The organism is Ohtaekwangia kribbensis, from assembly GCF_042676245.1.
In the GTDB taxonomy this organism is placed as follows: Bacteria; Bacteroidota; Bacteroidia; order Cytophagales; family Cyclobacteriaceae; genus Ohtaekwangia; species Ohtaekwangia kribbensis.
Genome location: NZ_JBHTKA010000001.1, coordinates 152374 through 172443, shown reverse-complemented (window position 1 = coordinate 172443; position 20070 = coordinate 152374). Strand labels below are relative to the sequence as shown.

Here is a 20070-nt window from a genome sequence, read left to right as displayed (position 1 = left end):
TCTGCAAGCTTGGGGGAAGTCTGCGTGCTAAAAGTGATTAATTTTCCATGCCAATATTCGTGGCAGCTCTCGCACCAGGACCCCGGATGATTTTCAATCTGAAAGAAGAGTATAAGCAACAATATCAAAAATTAAAGAACATCTATGCACAAATTACAATACCGATAAGCTTATCCCTGGAACATGGAGTGTTCAGTACAACTGTCTTAAAGGTAATTGATGAGGGGGAATCGATCTGGTCGTGATGGGAGTTAAAGGTTTGGGTGTCCTAAAAAAATCTATAGGAACAAATACAGCACATGGTATCTAGTCTTCACCCGTACCGGTTTTTGTTCTTAAGACTGCTGTTCATATTTCCTGTATCCGAAGCATCTTGTTTGCCATACTCCCAGGAAATTTACCAAGCAAAATTTGTCGCCTGTGTTAAAAACCTACAGAATTTCTTCCACGCGACCCTTCATATCTTATTCGTGAACACCCACTGTATTTCCACGTTGATTCAAAAACGCAGACAGACGTAGGAAATTTTGTACAGTGTTTCTACATCACCAACTATACATTTGCCATCAGCAACAATAATAGTGTACAGGAGGGTATAATTCATTATGCCGCTAAAATAGGTACCCACTTGATCGTACGCGGTGCATAGGGGCGTTCAGGTATTTCTCGCTTGCTTTATGGAAGTATATCGAAAGACGTGGTACATCGTGCGAATTGTCCGGTGTGGAAGTATATACTGGAGATGTGACAATAAAAAGTTTTGAGTATAAGACACTGTGTAGCCCACGTATCGGAGTATGTAGTCATCAAAATTGGAACATGGGCAATGTCATTTTACATCTCATGGAGTTGAAAACCAGGTCTATCACAGGTGCCTGCATTGTTATGGTTGTTTGCCTCGCTATAAGTTTAGGCTAGTTATATATATACTGATATATACTGGTCTGTTTATACTATACAGTAGGGTAGTGGAAATTATAGAGGCGCTGCTGTTTATGAGGATGTAACCGTTCGGAGTTTTCATATGTCTAGAGTTAAATCTTGATGACAAATTTTTGCTCCGCTTATGACAACGATCACTGACATTTGTTGACAGAGAACATACCTTTAGCTAAAAAATAACCTATAATTAAATTGTGTTTTTGAGTAGGACAGCACCTGATCTTATCGATCAGTGCGATTGTTTTCTAATCATAAATACTGCCTCCGTTGTGCCTCCCTCTTCAGTTTACTAAAATTTACATTGTATGCAGTCTCCACGTATCAGTTACTACATAGTTAACGGAGTGACGATGTGCCGTTTGGTATCCGCGCCATTTTTGTTGTTGCTCGCAATAATGGGACTATACGAATGGTATAAATGGTGTATGGCAGCGAGTTTTTTTACTGATGCCATTGATGGTCCGCTATCACGTAGATATCACGTAGAAAGTGTGTTTGGATCCCGGCTCGACTCGGTTGCCGATGATGTGACGGTGATTGTCTCAGCAGTAGCGCTGTGGCTATTTTATCCGGAATTCATAAAAGGTAACTGGATTGTAATTGCCGGGCTCTTTGCGTTGTTCGGCATTCAGACAGTAGCAGCCTTAGTTGCATACAAGAAAGTAACCAGCTTCCATACCTACCTGGCCAAGATCGCAGCTGTGACACAGGCCGCTTTCTTTATTGCATTTTTCTTCAAGATCGGTTTAATCAAAATACTGTTCATATTGGCTGTGGTAATTACGGCGCTTCAGCTAGTTGAGGAAATCATTCTTGTCATCATGCTTCCGCAGTGGACAGCAAACGTGAAAGGAGTGTATTGGATCTGGCGCACACGAACCCAGATAGCACATTCAAAACAATCCGGAATGGAGACGTGATTGTTTGAGGTTGGTATATTATACACTATAAATATATATATCGATATGCCTCTTAAGCTAAACAAGGAATGGCACTTGGCTCACCCTATGCCGGAAAACGCGACCATGGCCCAACGAATTAAATGGCACCTTGAACATGCCCGGGTATGCAAATGCAGAGATATACCGGACTCGATAAAAAAAGAGTTGCGTAAGCGTAAGTCATCAGGTGTTACACCGGATTCATAGAAAGCATCTGAGGTCGCACTGGTACTTCCGGAGGAGCCGTCGGTGGTATGGTTAAAGGTTCTTCACCCGGTAGAACCTCGGGCTCTTTCTGCGGCCACACAACTGGGACCGGCTCCTTTGATGGCGAGGTTTCCGGAGTCGGAATTGGTAACGGTACTTCTTTCGGCTTCGAGGGTTTAGCGTTTTTAAATGTTGCCTGTAAAGGATTATATTGCCCAGGCACAAGCGGTACACCGATGTCTATTTTAGCTTCCATGTCCAAATGGGATAATCAATTTTGTGAAGTACTTTTTCTGCAATACTGCCCTTGAGTAAATGGGCAAGTCCGCTGCGCCCATGTGTTGCCATGGCTACCATGTCACCATGAATTTCATTTACAAATTCAATGATTCCACTGCTCTCAAACTGATGACTCCGGAAATTTATAGTGAAGTCGCACAGACTATAATTTTTGGCAAATTGCTCGAGCCTTTCTTGAGCTTGCCGCTCATTGCAAAAGTGAACAGGTGTATTGATCAGCAGTACATGTAATTTGGCATGAAGCATCCGCTGGAGATCTTTTAAATCCTTTATTAGGTCGTCTTGGTCCGGTGCCAGGTTGCTGGGAAATACAATGTTTCTTATCGATTCCAACGCTACATCCCCCGGTATTGATAGTACAGGAACGGAAGATACCCGTGCTATTTTTTCGGCTGTCGATCCAATGAAAAATTCTTCCAGATCTCCTGATCCATGCATGCTCATGACAATCTGATCAATGCCCATTTCCTTTATGAAGACCTGCATGCCAGATACTATATCATCATGCATCGTATTAAAATGCACCTCAACTTTTGAAGGGAATTGCTTTCTTATTTCTTCAAACACCTTGTTGGCTGCTTTTGTCGCTTTCTGCAACTCCTGCTCATCTGCAGGAATGGGTTGTATACCGAAAGTAGTTTCTTGCAAGAGAGGAAGTACCACCATGTGTAAAACAAAAACCTCGGCCTGTGCTCTTGACGCCAGTTCGATAGCAAACTTCAATGATGACCTTGATGCAACAGAGAAGTCGGTAGGAACAAGGATTCTTTTCATGTTTTTACAAAAGTTTTTAGCAACTTAATTGTAGTCGCTGTAAGCATCGATGACAGCAGTCATGACGTTGGACGATTGTTATCATAGAATAGTATTGTGTCGTTACGAACTTGCTCAACGAACTTTGTCATCTGCTGTTTTGTTACAGTCCGCCATCAATAGAAATTCCGGTATCTTGCCCTATAGCTCACGGATGAGATGCCGCTGGAGACGTTTATAGAGCAATATTATATAGATATGGATGTAGGCGAATATACTATACTTTCAAGTTGCTATGGAGGTCGGCCTTTTTTGGGGTATATATACTCTAGGAACCTCAGAAAGTTATACCTCTGATACCGATAGTGGACATAACAGGAGTTACCCCTCAACACTATGAAAAACGATACGCAATTACAACAAGACGTCCAAGATTAGTTACAGTGGGATCCTCTGTTATAAGATATTGCTCCGCAAATTGACGTCCGTTCAAGGCGGGAGTGATAACGCTTTCCGGCACAGTGGATTCCTGCATTAAGAAACATGCTGCCGAGGCTGCTGCACAACGCGTTCGTGGTGTAAACTTTGTTGCTCTCGACATGGAAGTATCATTAGAAGAAAAGCAGAAACAGATGACACCCGTATAGCCGACGAGGCAATTAAAGAATTACTAACGTTTCTGTCTATTGTTGATCGTGACCGCACTAAGCGTAAAAGTAGATGATGGAATTGTTACACTCAACGCACAGTACGGTGGAATTACCAGCGCGAAAATGTAGAGGAGTATATTCGCGCGATAGCAGGCGTACGAGCCGTTCATAATAATATCGAACTTTCAGAGCGATTGTGTGATGGCAATACGCTCGTTGAAAAAATTAATGCTGCTTTCCATCGCCACGCCTCTATTTGATGCAACGCGTATACATGTCGAACTACACGGTAACAAAGTTCTTCCGTCTGGTAAAGTACGATCGTGGATTGAAAAGAAGAATGCTGAGAAAGTGGCGTGGTCTTCCCCTGGTATAAATCGGGTGTAAATCAAATTGAAGTAAGTAATCCCTATATAGCATAGCTAAACTGAAAATACCCGAGACGAGCTGTTTATATTTCAGCGATAAGAATCTTGATTTTCGCTGATGGCGGTCATGGGTAAATCATCCAGGGCACGCTAGTTTGGACAAGGATGAAATGGTAAGTGAACCAAGTATATACCTGTGAAAATCTCAATTCTGCTCCCTTTTCTTGTCTCGGTGCTATCGTTCCATCCCGTAATGGCACAAATGCACTCGGGTGATAAGGTCATCATCGATGAGGCCGTTAACAAAGATCTTTACGTGGCCGGAGGGACTGTTATAATAAATGCACCCGTTAATGGTGACTTAGTTGTAACAGGCGGCACCATCATGCTAAATGATACAGTAGCCGAAGACCTGCTGATAGCGGGAGGAAATATTTCGATCGATGGCGTTATCTTGGATGATGTTCGCTGTGCAGGAGGGTCAATCCAACTGAATGGCTCCGTACAGGAGACTATGTTGTAATAGGAGGGAAGATAACGATCGGTAAAAAGGGGCCATTGTTTTGGGAGACATTCTCAGCAGCGGAGGTGAAGTGATGCTCGATGGCAACGTGAAGGGAAATATCAAAAATGCTTCCGGTAAATTTGAGTTGAATGGAATCGCAGAGAAAGGGCTTGATATCAGAGGCGGCACTGTTTGGCCTGGCGCGCGAGTTTAGAAAGGTGCTTGAAGAAACGGTTCAAAAATTTGAAAGCGACAAGAACTGGACACCGGATCTTGTTACCTCCTGGAGCTGATATATATACTATAAAACACGTGAAACCAAGGTATTCTATTTTCATGATAATATGGCTCCTCGGTAGCGCGGTGATTGCACAAGATAGCGTTATGCACAGGCGACACGTCTACGCTACCATCCAGTACACACAAGAGTTTGTAATGAGCGGTTATGTACATGTTCGCGAATGGGAATTGACAGGTGATAAAATGCCTTTGAGACATCTGGGCATGACGAGTTATACGGCACTTCAAATTCGCGGTGAAATTGCTTTCTCGAACAATAGCGTTGTAAAGGTAATTTACGATCACTATTTCATGCGCGGCAGCGCTATATTTGATCGGGATATAGTCTATAACGGAACCATTATAGATGGCAGGAGTGGGATCGATGTCGCTCCAACACGATACTTTCGTATTACAGGAATTTACACGCGAACGTTTCTGGATAGAATGGACTTGAAATTACGGTACGTGACGGGTCTTGTGTTCGATCATATCGTTTTTTACCTGGATGGACGTGTTTCTCCTTCAAGTCCCAAGGACGAAGTATATGAAAAATTTGGCAGGCAGGCTTTTGCATATCCATTGGTAGGGCTTGGTGGCCAATACAAATTAAGACATCGGGGTATTCTGTCGTTTGAGGCTTCCGGAACATATATACCAAAATTCAAGAGTTTTTATACTGAAGGCGGTCATGTTTATCTGCAATACAGTAATTTTCTGGCGGACGCAAAATATACAGTTGACGTGCATAAAGTTCGGATAGGTGTGGGCGGCAAACTGCGCCATATGAAATTGTTTCAGGAAAGCCATGAAGACACCAATGAGTTATCGATGTTGGTTGCAGGACCTTATATCGAGCTACGCTATCGATTTTGATGGTGATAGAAAAATAGTTTTATACCTATATAACGCGTCTGAAATTTATCCCTATATATAGCAGTTCGACCTATTGTAATGGCGTGATGTTGATCTTGGAAGAATGACTTTGTGATAGTAAGATAATACAAAAGCCGATATGTTCTTTGTTAATGTATTTTGCACCAAACTGTTACGATTGGCTACAGCAAAGTTGAGCCGCTGTAACCGCAAAGTCTTTTTCACGAAGCAGTAACCAGTGCTATTACCGCTGCCTATTTCCTGATATCGGCAGGTGATCGGTTTGTTCAATAAAGGATGGCTTTTTACACTGTTTTTTTTAGATTCGTTAAACAAAATTTTACCGGATTGGAACAGAAGCCCATCTCACTCGAAAGCGAGGCAGGCTTCCGTGTTCTCTTTGAGTGTGCTACCATTAGTATACTGGTTATTAACGAACAGGGAAGTATTGAGCTGGCAAACCCATGTGCGGCCGCATTGTTTGCTTATCAGCCCGCTGAATTGATCGGTCAGCCTATGGAGGTTCTTTTACCGGAGGACTTGCGTGCTCGCCACATGCATCATCGCCGGGATTATTTTGCTCGACCCAAAACAAGACCTATGGGATTGGGAATGGAACTGTATGCCCGAAAAAAAAATGGAGAGGTATTTCCGGTTGCTATCAGCCTCGGACATTATCAGCTGGAAGGAGAGACATTGGCTGTAGCTTTTGTAACCGATATAACTGATCACATCAAAGCCAAGAAGCTGCTTGGCGAACGTGAAGCATGGTTCAGAAATATGGCCGACAATTCGCCGGTGATGATCTGGGTTTCCGGGGTAGATAAAGGTTGTACGTATTTTAATAATACATGGCTTAAATATACCGGCAGGCGAATAGAACAGGAGCTCGGTAACGGATGGGCTACTGGTGTACTCCCCGATGACCTGGAGCAATGCATCGCCACCTATAACAACGCATTTGATACACGTCAGTCATTTGTAATGGAATATCGCCTAAGACGCCATGATGGACAATTCAGGTGGATTCAGGATGTGGGAAAACCAACCTATATCGATAACGTGTTCACAGGTTTTATAGGTTCATGCTCCGATATACACGACCAGCGCATGATGAAAGAAGAGCTTGAACGTCAAGTCAAGATGCGAACCACGGAGCTGTATCGCGCACTTGATCGTGAAAAGGAAATGAATGAGCTCAAATCCCGGTTTGTTTCCATGGCATCACATGAGTTTAGAACACCTTTGAGCATTGTTTTGTCCAGCACTTCACTTATCGAACAATATGTAACGCTGCAACCTGACGACCGAATTCAGAAGCACCTGGCTCGTATCAAATCCTCTGTAAGTAATCTAACCAGTATTCTCAATGACTTTCTTTCGCTTGATAAACTTGAGCAAGGGAATGTTGAACTCGAAAAGGAAACAATTGATATACCGGAATTCATGGAGAGTGTAGTGGAAGATGTTCAGGCGGTGCGCAGAAACGGACAAAACGTTTCTATCTTCCATCAAGGCTATACCAATATGACGATTGACGTGAAAATGCTCCGCTATATAATGGTCAACTTAATATCCAATGCCATGAAATATTCCCCGGAAGATTCTGCGATTAAGGTAAATTCTCAAGTGGCTGAAGATGTACTTACGGTTTCAGTAGCAGACCATGGTATAGGAATTCCCGAGGCCGAGCAGAAGTATCTGTATACTAAATTTTTCAGAGCCAGAAATACCGGAAATATACAAGGGACTGGTCTGGGCTTGACGATTGTAAAGCGATATGTGGAATTAATGGGAGGTGAGGTGTCATGCATCAGTAAGCAAGGAGAAGGAACAACCTTTACAATTCAAATACCCAATGTTGCCTACCTATGAAATCCGTATTGATAATTAGAACACAACCTGGAAATTCGCGAAACACCGTGGAAACCCTGGAGCTTACCGGTTCAGGGTTCTCAGTTCGGAAGATGGACATCATGGAATTGCCTTGGCAATAGATGAAAAACCCGATGTTATACTCTGTGACATCATGATGCCTGATATAAATGGTTACCAGGTAATCAAAGAATTGAAAGACAGCCCGGTAACATCAGCTATACCGTTTATATACGTGACGGCTAGTGGCGAAAAGAGTGAGATCAAGCGGGCCGTGGACATGGGAGCTTACGGCTATATCCGAAAACCTTTCGATCCAGATAAACTTGTTCAGTTAGTTACGATATGTGTTAAAGAATAGTGACCATCAACTTTCGCTCACTTAGGTTGATAAAGATCACAGATACTGCAACGTAGTAAATACCCAGGCATTACCGTTAACGATCATTCGTGTTATAGATCTGCCGTTCAGACTGTCAACCGGGGGTTAGCAACGACTCAAAACTGAAGTCTCTGTCCATGAAAAAATCACTCACTGCAATCTGTCAAAATTTGTCTGCAGATGAAAACAATATACGTAAGGTTCGTGGTAGGCTTATCAATGATATGGTTATAGCCTGCATGCTGAATTACGCCAGTTGAGAAAGAATATATTTAATTGGATTGCAAGTTGATTTTTAATTCTCAATATATACTCATGAGCAATTGCCACTATAAAATTTAACGATAGTTGTATACATCATGGGCGAGTGGTCGTGGCCGATCGTTTTATATTTGACCAAGTTGCCAAACAGAAGATTATCGATAGTACAACTTCTGATTATTGTTTAGGTAAGTACATTGTTGCATCCCTGGTTTATCGTTTCAGTCACTATCATATAATATACGAATATATATGGCATACAATATCCTGATAATTGAAGATAACTTGGATATGGCCGAAAATATAGCAGGCAATCTTAGAACTGGCTAAATACAAATTTATAGTGGAGCCAAATGGCAAGGTCGGTGTTGATCTTGCCCAGCGCAAACATCCGGACCAGATACTTTGTGCTGATATAGCCAATATTTGTAACGAGGCTGCACTTATAGCAGCACGTGCTAAGCAAGATAAAGTAGAGACTCAACTTTTTATAGATGCTATGGATCGGATTGTTGCCGGTCTCGAGAAAAAAAACAAAATCATCTCGGCCGAAGAAAAGAGAATCATTGCATATCATGAGTCGGCACACGCCATTGTGAGTTGCAATGGCAATTTGATATTATGTATCCCTATAATGGATATTGCTTACATAAAAGGATACAATTTCCTCGTATAGACGTTCTTTGTCGTTGATGAGGCTATATTTCATTTTCTTCACCGGTTCGTTCTCCGCCGGTGTACAGTTTGACGTATAAATTGCGCGGATCACGTGATCAAAAGCAATTTGATGATCATGCCATCCGCCCAGTAATTCTTGCAACTTTTCTGTAAAGTCGTTTGGCTGTCCTGACATCTTTAACGTAAGGTAATATCGTTTTAAATCTTTTCGGATCATATGTAATTCCTGCTCTCTGAAAATCTGCCGCTTCAACCGCTTGAGCAGACGTTTCTCTTCAGCGTGCTCGTATCTGAGAATTTGGTTGGACCGTAAATTCTTTATCTCCTTCTTCAAGATCTCAATGCCACGTGTTAGCTTCTTCGAGGGACCTTTGCCGATGAATGCTACATACTTCTTGAGCCTTTTTGATTTCTCTTCGTGTATCTGGTGTAAGTAGTTCGGATTAACAGAATCGCTGGTGAAATACTTACTCACTGTATCAAACTCAATTTGACGTGTTCTCAGTCTTCCCGCCATATTGAAAAGGGTACGGAATGCCTTTAGTTTTTTGCATGAGAGTTGAACACCATCGGATCGAAGCAGGCTAATCAACGCATCGATTCGCTTCACGTTAACGCGAAGTTCGTGAACCACGTCAGCCGAACAGTTATCATCCAAATAAAAATGTCTATATACTTCGTCTAAGCATTTTTTGAACTCTTTTCTGGTCTTCTTAAGGTCTATACCATGGTTTTCGGATGCGATGACAGTTTGCATATCTATATATTTACTCCTCTATGTAACTACACTTGGGTTCGCAGAACGCCAGTCGTTGTAGCTTTATTTTGTCCCTTGTGTATCTTCAGGAACTACTCGTCCGCCTGCGAAAACTGGTGATAGTCATTTTGTGGTTTTCATGGTTGATTTCAAAATGAAACTATACGTTTTGAAATAGAACCTCAATGACGGCCATGGTAAAAAGTAATGACAGGCATCATGATCCCCTGCGATTTAAAAGGTAGTTCCAGGTCAATACGTTACTTCTGAACGATCTTTCCATCTTCCATTTCAATGATACGGTGTGTGTTTGCCGCAAATTCCTGATCGTGGGTAACCACCAGGATCGTTTGTTGGCGCTCCCTGGTAAGATGCTTGAAGATTTTAAAAACAATTTCACTATTAGCCTTGTCAAGATTACCGGTTGGTTCATCGCACAAAACTATACTTGGGCTGTTGATCAGTGCGCGCGCAATTGCGACTCGTTGTTTTTCTCCTCCCGATATAAGGTTCGCTTTTTTGTTGGCCAGCATATGAATGTCGAGTGCACGTAATTGGTCAATGGCACGTTGTCGCACTTCTTCTTCCGAATGTGCACCGAGTTTCAACCCTGGTAGCATAACATTTTCAATCACGGTGAATTCGTGTATGAGGTAGTGGAACTGAAAGACAAATCCAATCTTTGCGTTGCGTACATAAGCAAGTTGGTTCTCGGTTTTCCCTTTCATATTTTCCTGTTCAATGAATAACTCACCGTCATAGTCAGTATCCATGGTGGAGAGAATGTATAACAATGTTGATTTGCCGCACCCTGATTTGCCGGTGATAGAGACAAATTCCCCTTTCTTGATAGTAAATGATATATCTTTTAAGATGGGCAATGTTACCGGATCGTGAAAACTCTTGCTAATATGGCGGGCCTCTAAAACAACTTCATTCATACGCAGTTATTTACTTTCCCCGAATAATTAGTACAGGATCAACTTTACTGGCTTTTCGCGATGGTGCCCAACCCGCCAGGTAAGTCGTAATCAATGAAAATGAGATGGCTATAACATAAAATATAGGGTTGTAACTTACGGGATATGTTGTAATGGTAGGAAGTGATGCGGTGTGGAATGGAATCAAGTCGATGAGAGAAGAAAACAAAAAGCCAAATAGCAATCCGAGAGAACCGCCGAACAATCCAATACTTAAGCCTATTATGAGAAATATACTCTTAATATTAGTTCCTGAGAAACCGATCGCCTTCAGGATAGCGATAGTATCCATCTTTTCATAGATCAGCATGTTAAGTATATTGTATATTCCAAAACCCGCTACAATCAGAAGTGTGATGCCTACAGAATATGATATCAGGCTTCGAATGAAGGAACCTGTTTCAAACTGAGCGTTGGATGTCTTGATGTCATCCGTCTTAGTTCCGAACCGCTCGGAGAATTCTTTGCTAAGAATGGCAGCGTCATCTATATTTTTTATTTGAAGCTGCAAGTCGGTGATATAGTCGTTTGGTTTGTTAAGTATTTTTCGAGCTGTTGCCAGGGACGTATAACTTTGTATTTTGTCAATATCCTGCAGACCCGATTGAAATATACCAACAAGCTTCATAACGAAATGTGTACCGCTTGCAGTTGTAACACGGACAACATCGCCCGTTGATACCTGCAACTTGTCTGCTAGGGCCTTGCCAAGAATGATGCTGTTGCCAACTGTATTCAGGTTTTCCGGTTCGCCGGAAATAATATACTCCCGGAAGTGAAATAGATTTTGCTCTTTCTCAATATCAATTCCCTCCACCACACCAGTAATGTCAATAGGTCCATCATGGAAGAATACCTGCGCGCTAATCTTCGGTGCTATGCCTTTTATCCGGTCGTCAACTTGCAGGGCATTTTGTATCGCAATACTGTTATATATATACTGCCTGCTGGCTACAGATTTTACTGAACGAATAAAATTATATCTTCTTTGATGTACCTTGGACAACGTTATGGGCTGATGCTGGCTGGGCATCACTTCATTGTATAAACGTATATGGGGAATTCGGTTCAAGATCATGTTATCGAGTAACTCATTCAATCCTACCATAAAACTTAGTAACGCAATGAACATCGTTATACTGAACGTGACACCAATAGCAGCAATAAGCGTCTGCTTCCATCGGGCGAACAGCAACTTGCCTGCAACTTTCAATATTACACCTGCTTTCATACTACGGCTTCATAAGTATATCCTCTGCTGTGAGCCCGGAGAGAACCTCAGCCCACGTATAGTCCATGATTCCAAGCTTTACCTTTCGGCGTTCACCTGTTGAAAGAATAACGGTGGAATCTTTGGCAACGAAATGTCTTGGTATCGTTAAGACGTTATCACTTGTTCTGATAACTATATTTGCCTCGACTGTTAAATTTGGATATAGGACACGCGGAGAAGTGATAAAGACAGCCTTCACTGTAAACGACCGCGAGTCTTCATTCATCAAGGGTTCGATATCGGTAATTCGGCCTTCAAAAACCTCACCTTTGTGGCTGTCCATCGTAACAAATACAGCTTGCCCGGGTTGTATTCTTGTAATATCATATTCGTCAATCTTTAATTCTGTTATGAAGTCTTGCCGGTCTCCGACGATGGCCAAAGGGCTTGCCGTGGTAACGTATTCACCCGGTTCTTTCAAAATTTTATATACTTTTCCGCTACGTTTTGCACGGATAATATAGTCTTCCGCTTGGGTACTGGTAATCTTAAGATTATTAACAGACTGATTGAAAGCAAATTTCAATTGCCGGTGTAGCTCCCTATAATCAAGTTGTGCCTGTATATAATTTGTTTTAGAAATCTCGGCCGCCAACGATCGCTGTTCGAGCTCCACCTTGGTGCCTATATGCTGTGACCATAGATTTCGTTGCCGCTCCAGAAGTATCGAGTCGTTGATTCTCTTCGTAAATGCCAGATCGACCGCCATAAGTGCTTCCCTTAATTTACTTTGATTCTTTTTCAAGTCAGCCTGGTGTTTTGCCAATTCTGCATTTTTTACATGGAGCAGAGCCGCTTCATTTTGTAGGTACATCAGGGCATCGCCTTTTTTTAAAGTATCACCTTCCTTTACAAGTATGTCGGTGATAATGCCATTAGCCGTGCTATACACCTGGTATTGATCTTTACTCTTTACAATACCAGATCCATACACTGACTCTGTTATGTTTTGTATAACAGGCCGAATTTTTTCGGTACGAGAAAGACAGCCGACAGTAATGAACGTTATGCAAGACAGTATATATAGTTTTAGAATCATGCGAATGACGCCAAAGGAAGCCCTTGTTTACCTTAGTTTTTTGTGAACATCGTTGTGGTGTTCTCCGGATGCCTGAGGAAGGTCTTTCATTACTTTACCGACCTGTCGCTGCAATGTTTTGGAATGTACCTTCTTGAAGAAAGCCTGGGCTCTGCTGCGCCAAACATGGTGCCCGGTTTGCGAGTCAACCAAGTCCAGAATCCAGGTTCCATCAGCGTACATTTGACCGTCCTCATCAGAGCGAATCCACACCGATGTACGCTCATAGTCGTATGTCGATGTAATAACCATATCCTTGTCATCTACAATTACATGATAATGCAGTTCCAATGTCGCACAGGTGTCGGAAAGTATATACCCTTTTTTTAACATGACGCGATTGACTGCCGCTTTGATTTGCTCATCGCGAGGAAAATTATCGCGGATGGCAACTGAAAGCTCCGGGGCAGGGGGCGCTGTGCACCACGAATAACTGGTATAGTGTGTCGAACCAAAATCTATATCGCGATCTACCCGAACGCGCGTGTAGGGTGAGCAACCGATAAGTATCAGAAACAGCAGTGAACATTTCATCTTGCTATTGTTTTCTGGAAGATACAGGACGCTCATATACCAATCGCTGACGAAAGGCACTATTTAAGGTGACAATAATCATGTGCGCTGCTTCATCCTTAGTCGCGTGCGGAAGGAACGGTTATCGATGATATATACAGAAGGTTTTTTCCACAACAAATACTTTATAAATGCCAAGTATAAAGTTGAAGGCTGATAACGCAAGCGGATCGGTAATAAATGGATTGAAAAAACCGTAGGCATACCGTTGTACGTATATACGCAATTGGTATTACGTCTTGTGGCACATTTGCTTGCCTAGATATTCAATATAGATTTTAAATTTTCCGTTGATATAGGTTTGTTAATGTAGTATTCTATGTGATAGGATTGCGCACGCGCCTTATCTAATGGATTGTTTGATGTTGTTAATATAACTATTTTGATTCCGGCTGTTTGAGCATTGGATAGCTTTTGGTATTCGGCTAAAAAAGACATGCCATCCATTACCGGCATATTGATATCAAGGAAAATGTGTGTGGGTATTTTTACTTGTCCCATAAAAGAATTATTCAAAAGGTCAATCGCTTCTTTTCCGTTGAAGACGCTAAACACTTCCGATGAAGGATCGATTCGTTTGATGTGGCTTTCCGCTATGAAATTGAAAACGGGCTCGTCATCTACAAGTAGAACTATATTTGACATCTTACAAGATACTAAACTTTATCTTCACAACGCTCGCGTGTAGTCAATCCGTTAAGCTCGCACGCTATCGGTTACCCGGAGCACTATCCGAGTTATTGTACAGCCAGAATGGTAATGATGAGTATTTTTTTTGCTGCTATACACAATCTAATACATCACATATTGTCGCAAGGACAACGTCACCGATACTCAACCGCGTGCTTTGCTGTATGGTCGGAGAAAGCGGCAACGTTGTACAATGCTTTAAATGTCTGTGTAGCCTCCAGTCAAGTGAGTTTGCGAAAATAAAGAACACTGGAATTAACCCTGTCTGCGAACTTTTTACGGTTACGGAAGGTCAGGATATACAAGCCAATTATAGCGATCACGTAGTTCTTTCAACTTGAGAATGGATGAAGGTGACGGAGGTCCAACAAGTTCCTCGGACACATCGATCCATGACTTCTGCAGAAGAAACCTGCCGTCCCGCTCATTATGCCTTGACGCGTTGATGTAAATGTTATTTACAATGGCATCCACGTCCGAAGTTGTGAAAAGATTGGGACCCGTGATGCCTATTGACCGGATATGGTTTACGTCGGGAAGGAGCAGGTCTTCTTGATTGGCAATGTTAAATACACTTACCGACTCCAGCTTCTTGTTATATCGAAGATCAATTACCTTCGGACCTCGCGGTGTGATGCCAAAATTTATACTGGAAAGTTCTGTGAGGCCCTGAAAGTTGATTTTGTCCACAACAGCAGTTTCATATAGCAACGTAAAACTGGTTATTTTGTCCAATTCCCCGGTTACTGAAATACGAAATGTACCAGCTTCTGTATAGGAATGGATAAGCTCATCCCATGGACTTCCTTCCGGCTTTGTTTGGAATGCTGTGAATGTTCCATCTCCCCAATCGACCTGCAGCACCCCGCTTCCATTTAGCCGCAAAGAAATTTCCCGCGGAACACTTACATAGGTCTCCATCGTAAATGCGGGTACAAGTCGCACCATTAATGGGTGACCGTCGAGCTCTTCGATAAGTTCCTGGTAGTTAAATATCCTGACATAAGGGTTATAGCCGTTTTTCATAACAATTAATTTATAGCTATAGTGAATGCTACCGCTGAACGCTATCAAATTTACCTTGGCGTCCAAGGGATAGGTTTTTAGCGTATCGGTTTCGTTAACGATATAGGCAATCGCGTTAGCTAACATTTCTTTTTCATCGATAAGTGTAAATACGGAAATCCATAATGGATTTACCACATGGAGCGTGAAGGAAGCATAACCGAAATCTTCAGGAACCTGTTGGTCCACGGCTATTACATCCAGCGCTATATTTGTTACGTGACCTTTCCGGACATTTATTGTATAAGGTAAAGGATGATTTACCGCAGGGGCAAGCCGCGTCCCCGATTTAGGAACTGCGTATAGGATTGTAGTTGAGTCCTTGATTAACAGAAAGTCTGTAACTTTATAATTGCCCGGCAGTAACTCAATGGGTTGTGTTAAGTAAAAATCTCCCATCTGCAGCAAGTTGACTTTTTTGTTCACAAATATCGGATCACCAGCGTCCGTTGTTAATGTCAACAATACCGCGGTTGGAATTTCATCGGATCGAACGCGTCCACCAGATTCGTTTGTAACGATTTGCGAACAACTGAACTGAACCTTTTCGGGTGACACAGTGATGCTCTCATCGGTGCATTGTACAAGGATTCCATTTATCAGAATCATGATTGCGCATTGGATACTTATTCGCATAATCGATGGGGTTAGGCTTGAAAGTGTATTGTGGTATATATATAATGTTTTGAAATATAGGCCAGCTGAAATGGGAAAATGTTACTTCTGTTCTAATGTATTTTAAAAATTAACGTTTCTACTTTGACGATTTTGTCTATATGGTATATCTCTGTAGGCGTTGGATAAATCACAGGTGTATTCACATCAATGCCTCAACGTGCTATTTGAAGATCAATCGAATTATCTGCACACCTTCACTACTTGTAATTTTTAGATAGTATATTCCCTTTTCGAAATCACTAATGTCCAATTCTTCAGCAGTTAACGAGCTTAACGGTTTATGCACCAATGCTTCTCCGGTAGAATTCAGAAGCGTCATGTAAGCGTTGTGGATGTTACCTGAGTGCACTATGCCAATTTTCTCTAAAGCGGGTATAGGATATACAGATACTTTTAAGGTCGCTTCGTTGGTTGTGGTTGAGAGGACGACCGTAAAGGAGATCGAATATGGCTCACCGCGCACGTTGCCAGCATACGGAGTTGCTGTCAGTGTATAGGTTCCCGGACTCAACTTCCAGCCTCGATAATCGGTTGTATGGTCGGGGTTAACTATATCGCCGAATAATGAATATGGGAAGAAGCGTTCGACTCTGAAATAATCAATCGGGCCGTTTAGGTTGAACAGTACTTTGTCTAACAGGTGTGGCGTTGCATCGGCCCGGATACTGAGCTTGTCACAGTCGAGCAAGGACAAGTCAATGATATCACCGTCCGAAAGTATACCTCTATCCGTGTCTGTTGAGGCGTCAATGAGCATAAGTGAATTAATCGTAAACCCGTCAATAATTTTAAACGAAATGGTATGTGTGGCAATCAGCATTCGTTTGTTATAGGCCCGTACGGTTAATGTATATGTACCAGGTAAGAAATATCCGGCTTTGGTTTTTCCGTGATGGCGATCAAAGAGCCTGTAAGGATATCGTTTGTCAACATGGTGATGGCTAATCGGACCAGTGAGGTCAAAAGCAACTCTTTCTATAACGCCACTGGCGATGTTGGCGCGAATATCAAGTAAGCTTCCGGTTTGCAAGAGCCGAATAGTATCGCCGTCTTTTAGGACTTGAATATCCTTGCCGGTGTGGCCATCCAACAACGTCAGCGTTATTGCCCCCGGTATAGCAATACTTACTGGTGTAGAAAAACTTTCGGCACCTTTTGAGTCTATCACCTTGAGTCGTACCAAGTAATTGTTTGGAACATTATACTGAAATGACAACACTTTATTCGTGGTTGGCTGCGTATCAAATCGACCGTCATTGTCAATGTCCCACATGACCTGTAACGCAGACTCTTCATCGTCTGTGTCCGTTGATCTTGATGCATCCAACAGAATTTCCTGGTTCGGCCCGGGTTCAGGTGGGTATATTTTAATATAGGGAAATGGAGCTTGATTATACCCCGATACTATATCTGTTGCTATATCAGTATACGTTGTATTCCCCTGTTTGTCGTGAACAGCGATAGTGTACCGGTTATTTACACCGGGCGTAAAGTACGGAGTCACAAATACGGTGTCTGTGGTAGTACCTTCTAACACCAACTCTGATACAGCGTCTCCGTTGTACCGAAGGTGTGCCACGCTAAGTGAATCATTATCGGATGCTTGAAATACAATATGTACAAGACCTTGCTGCGGAAGTATAGTCGCCGGAACATTCGAAACGACCATAGGTGCAGGTGCATCAATGAATCCTTGATTGAAAAAATGATTTACATCGAGGATCAGCGCTGAAGTATATTCCAACCGAGTATAGTCATTAGGATACCGGTCCGGATACAGACTACCTCGCATCCCTCGCAAACCATTACCCATCAAATTGCCGTGAAAATTATCATCGTTACGGAAGTCATGTGCAAGTCCAAAGGCATGACCCATTTCATGAAATAACGCACCAACCCATGAAGAGGCAGCAGAACTTAATGAAGTCCCTTCAAACCATGGAAATGTGTAGTCTTGTCGCATCGGATAAGGACCAATGGCAGGAAAAATCTCGCCGTCATAGGAAGTGTCATCTGAGATGACAGATGGATCAAACAAGGCTAACGCTTTGCTTCCAATCATCGTCACTCCAGGCAGACTGCCGTTACCCCAACCCGCACCGAGAGCAACATCACCAGCTACGGTGCCATCAGGATGCATCAGATGAATTTCAGGAATCAACACCCATATTTCACCATTAGCCCACACGGATACACCCGCGGTACTGGCCGCATTGATGGTTCTATTCCAAATGTCCAGACCATCACCACTGCCCCGGAGTTGCTCATCTGTTTCTGCTATATTTATGACATGAACTCGTGGCGTTATACCATCAGCTTCGAGTTCAAGGTTAAAACTCTTTGCCTCCATTCCATTTCGTTTCATTTGTGTTGCAAACCATCGTTGTCCCTGCTTTACTATATTTTGAAAATTCGCCACACCGTTTACCTGTGGTGTCCGATTGGAGGGAATTACATAGGCCAGTCGAACAATGGCAGGGACAATGCTAGCGGTTTGCAAGGGAGTGATGATTTGAGGTGGCCGTAACTGACAGGTGTCATCTTTTGATAAAAGGCCCTGATCTTGTTGTGAATGGGCAGTATAAACTATATTGAAGAGTAAAAAGAACAAGAACCATATCCGCCATTGGACAGTGGCCCCATGAAATATTACTTGAATACCACATTGCGAAGCCTGGTTAACGGTTTGCACATCGGGTTGGAGGGAGATGCTTTTCATATTTCTAAAATGTTATACTAGAAATGTATGTTACGATAATATATCGTTTTAAGAGCGTGCGGAAAGCGATGTTGTCTCGATCTAACTTAGCCTTGACTAATCTTGAATATTCGGATAACTCGATATAGAGCTACCTGCACTTTTACCTACAACCAACCATCTATGATTTTTTTAGTATGTCTTTAAATAGCTTTAGGTTAGTATTTTTTTCTTTACTAATATTTGTTGGAACTCGTTGCTTTAGGTTGCTGCTGCTATGCCGAACTTACTCATCATACGATCTTCCAGCCAACGATGAAAATCATGTCAGCCTAAAGTCGTTATCATTGTTTTGTATTTTTATTAAATGGGGGACAGGATACAATGACCAATTTGAGTGCTTTTTTTGGTGACTATGAAAAGATGCATATTGATGACTATTAAAAGTCAATCAGAAAAGTCAATCAGAAAAAAAAATATATAAGCGCCTATGTTGTGGATGCTGAAAATCAATTATTTGATTTGGTTGGTGTAAAAACTAATACTGGTCCGTGATTAATCACGGGATGTCGGTATTTATTTGCTGATAAAGCGAAATGTCAATTTCTTTTTAGGACTGTTCATTGCTAACTATCGCTGCATATATACCTATATCCAGGGATAGTTGTAGCAGCAATCAATTGATTGCTATATAAAAACATCGCTCCTGTCGATTAGAATAACAGAAAGCGATCGTGTTACTCATCTTTAGTTCGATTTTTATTTCAAACCTAAACAAACAATCGATGAGCCTTTATCTGCAGTGGTGTTCGTAGCACTTGCGGTATTATTGTCAATTTCAATCAAGGCGATAGGTCGAATTTTCCTTATGCAAGCAACGCTGGGTCTATACGCTGATCAGAATTCAAGGGCACCTGGCACCGCTATTAATCTAAATGTGATAGGTTTTTGCAGATGTTCTGAAGCTGAAGCAAAGCTGGGAAACTTCGATCAGGACAGGGTAATGGAGCCAGGTACGTACCTGCGCTGCAAATCCGGTTAACTATATATATTGATGAAGAAGATCTGCTGGAGAGCTATGCTTCAACATCAAGCTGCCAATTATGTGATCTCCGTATACCTGTCGGGAATGTTTATTGCACAGGCTTCGGAGTATGCTTTGAAGGCAATATACTTTTAACGAAGTCTGAAATTTGGTATGGAAGGTCACCGATTTTTTGACCTGGCTCACTGGGGCATCGCAGCTGAAATGTTAAATAAA

Annotated in this window: 18 protein-coding genes and 1 pseudogene; 10 read left to right on the top strand and 9 right to left on the bottom strand. The window is 42.2% G+C overall.

Annotation, left to right across the window (positions count from 1 at the left end):
• Positions 1 to 661: 661 nt before the first annotated feature.
• Complete coding sequence (locus tag ACFQ21_RS00750; RefSeq protein ID WP_377578232.1) at positions 662 to 748, top strand: hypothetical protein; 87 nt, start codon at positions 662 to 664, stop codon at positions 746 to 748.
• Positions 749 to 1247: 499 nt separating this feature from the next.
• Positions 1248 to 1862, top strand: a complete 615-nt coding sequence (locus ACFQ21_RS00745; protein ID WP_377573407.1) for a CDP-alcohol phosphatidyltransferase family protein — start codon at positions 1248 to 1250, stop codon at positions 1860 to 1862.
• Between the two features lie 468 nt (positions 1863 to 2330).
• Here the strand turns inward: ACFQ21_RS00745 and ACFQ21_RS00740 are convergent, their stop codons facing one another.
• Positions 2331 to 3164, bottom strand: a complete 834-nt coding sequence (locus ACFQ21_RS00740) for a universal stress protein (RefSeq protein ID WP_377573404.1) — start codon at positions 3162 to 3164, stop codon at positions 2331 to 2333.
• Between the two features lie 479 nt (positions 3165 to 3643).
• Here ACFQ21_RS00740 and ACFQ21_RS00735 point away from each other — a divergent pair, with 479 nt between their 5' ends.
• From ACFQ21_RS00735 to ACFQ21_RS00705, 7 genes and pseudogenes are all read left to right on the top strand, one after another.
• Positions 3644 to 3790 (top strand): hypothetical protein, encoded by a 147-nt coding sequence (locus tag ACFQ21_RS00735; protein WP_377573401.1) that lies wholly within the window; start codon positions 3644 to 3646, stop codon positions 3788 to 3790.
• 204 nt (positions 3791 to 3994) lie between these two features.
• Entirely contained in the window at positions 3995 to 4180 is a 186-nt protein-coding gene (locus tag ACFQ21_RS00730) for a hypothetical protein (RefSeq protein WP_377573398.1), read from the top strand.
• Between the two features lie 177 nt (positions 4181 to 4357).
• On the top strand, positions 4358 to 4684 hold the full coding sequence (locus tag ACFQ21_RS00725) for a hypothetical protein (protein ID WP_377573396.1): 327 nt from the start codon (positions 4358 to 4360) through the stop codon (positions 4682 to 4684).
• Positions 4685 to 4724: 40 nt separating this feature from the next.
• On the top strand, positions 4725 to 4880 hold the full coding sequence (locus ACFQ21_RS00720) for a hypothetical protein (protein WP_377573393.1): 156 nt from the start codon (positions 4725 to 4727) through the stop codon (positions 4878 to 4880).
• Positions 4881 to 5002: 122 nt separating this feature from the next.
• The gene (locus tag ACFQ21_RS00715; RefSeq protein ID WP_377573390.1) at positions 5003 to 5821 is read left to right on the top strand and encodes a hypothetical protein; all 819 of its coding nucleotides are present in this window, start codon (positions 5003 to 5005) and stop codon (positions 5819 to 5821) included.
• Positions 5822 to 6169: 348 nt separating this feature from the next.
• Positions 6170 to 7696 carry a sensor histidine kinase gene (locus ACFQ21_RS00710; RefSeq protein WP_377573388.1) on the top strand — a complete coding sequence of 509 codons (1527 nt, stop codon included), beginning with the start codon at positions 6170 to 6172 and terminating at the stop codon, positions 7694 to 7696.
• Positions 7697 to 7778: 82 nt separating this feature from the next.
• Positions 7779 to 8057: pseudogene (locus tag ACFQ21_RS00705) on the top strand (response regulator); the annotation flags it as partial.
• Positions 8058 to 8958: 901 nt separating this feature from the next.
• On the opposite strand, the gene ACFQ21_RS00695 reads toward ACFQ21_RS00705, so the two are convergent.
• The 8 genes from ACFQ21_RS00695 to ACFQ21_RS00660 form a co-directional block, all read right to left on the bottom strand.
• Positions 8959 to 9774, bottom strand: coding sequence for a CHAD domain-containing protein (locus ACFQ21_RS00695; protein WP_377573385.1), 816 nt, complete (start codon positions 9772 to 9774; stop codon positions 8959 to 8961).
• Positions 9775 to 10034: 260 nt separating this feature from the next.
• A complete protein-coding gene (locus ACFQ21_RS00690; RefSeq protein ID WP_377573382.1) occupies positions 10035 to 10715 on the bottom strand; it encodes an ABC transporter ATP-binding protein in 681 nt (226 codons plus the stop codon).
• Positions 10716 to 10725: 10 nt separating this feature from the next.
• Positions 10726 to 11985: an ABC transporter permease gene (locus ACFQ21_RS00685; RefSeq protein WP_377573380.1), complete on the bottom strand. Its 1260-nt coding sequence runs from the start codon at positions 11983 to 11985 to the stop codon at positions 10726 to 10728.
• A gap of 1 nt (position 11986) precedes the next feature.
• Complete coding sequence (locus ACFQ21_RS00680) at positions 11987 to 12961, bottom strand: efflux RND transporter periplasmic adaptor subunit (protein ID WP_377573377.1); 975 nt, start codon at positions 12959 to 12961, stop codon at positions 11987 to 11989.
• 132 nt (positions 12962 to 13093) lie between these two features.
• Positions 13094 to 13639 carry a DUF4136 domain-containing protein gene (locus tag ACFQ21_RS00675; RefSeq protein WP_377573375.1) on the bottom strand — a complete coding sequence of 182 codons (546 nt, stop codon included), beginning with the start codon at positions 13637 to 13639 and terminating at the stop codon, positions 13094 to 13096.
• A gap of 297 nt (positions 13640 to 13936) precedes the next feature.
• Positions 13937 to 14323, bottom strand: a complete 387-nt coding sequence (locus tag ACFQ21_RS00670) for a response regulator (RefSeq protein WP_377573373.1) — start codon at positions 14321 to 14323, stop codon at positions 13937 to 13939.
• A gap of 327 nt (positions 14324 to 14650) precedes the next feature.
• On the bottom strand, positions 14651 to 16069 hold the full coding sequence (locus ACFQ21_RS00665; protein ID WP_377573371.1) for a hypothetical protein: 1419 nt from the start codon (positions 16067 to 16069) through the stop codon (positions 14651 to 14653).
• A gap of 202 nt (positions 16070 to 16271) precedes the next feature.
• Entirely contained in the window at positions 16272 to 18830 is a 2559-nt protein-coding gene (locus tag ACFQ21_RS00660) for a T9SS type A sorting domain-containing protein (RefSeq protein WP_377573368.1), read from the bottom strand.
• A gap of 1033 nt (positions 18831 to 19863) precedes the next feature.
• On the opposite strand from ACFQ21_RS00660, the gene ACFQ21_RS00655 reads away from it, so the two are divergent.
• The gene (locus tag ACFQ21_RS00655) at positions 19864 to 19989 is read left to right on the top strand and encodes a hypothetical protein (protein ID WP_377573365.1); all 126 of its coding nucleotides are present in this window, start codon (positions 19864 to 19866) and stop codon (positions 19987 to 19989) included.
• Positions 19990 to 20070 lie beyond the last annotated feature (81 nt).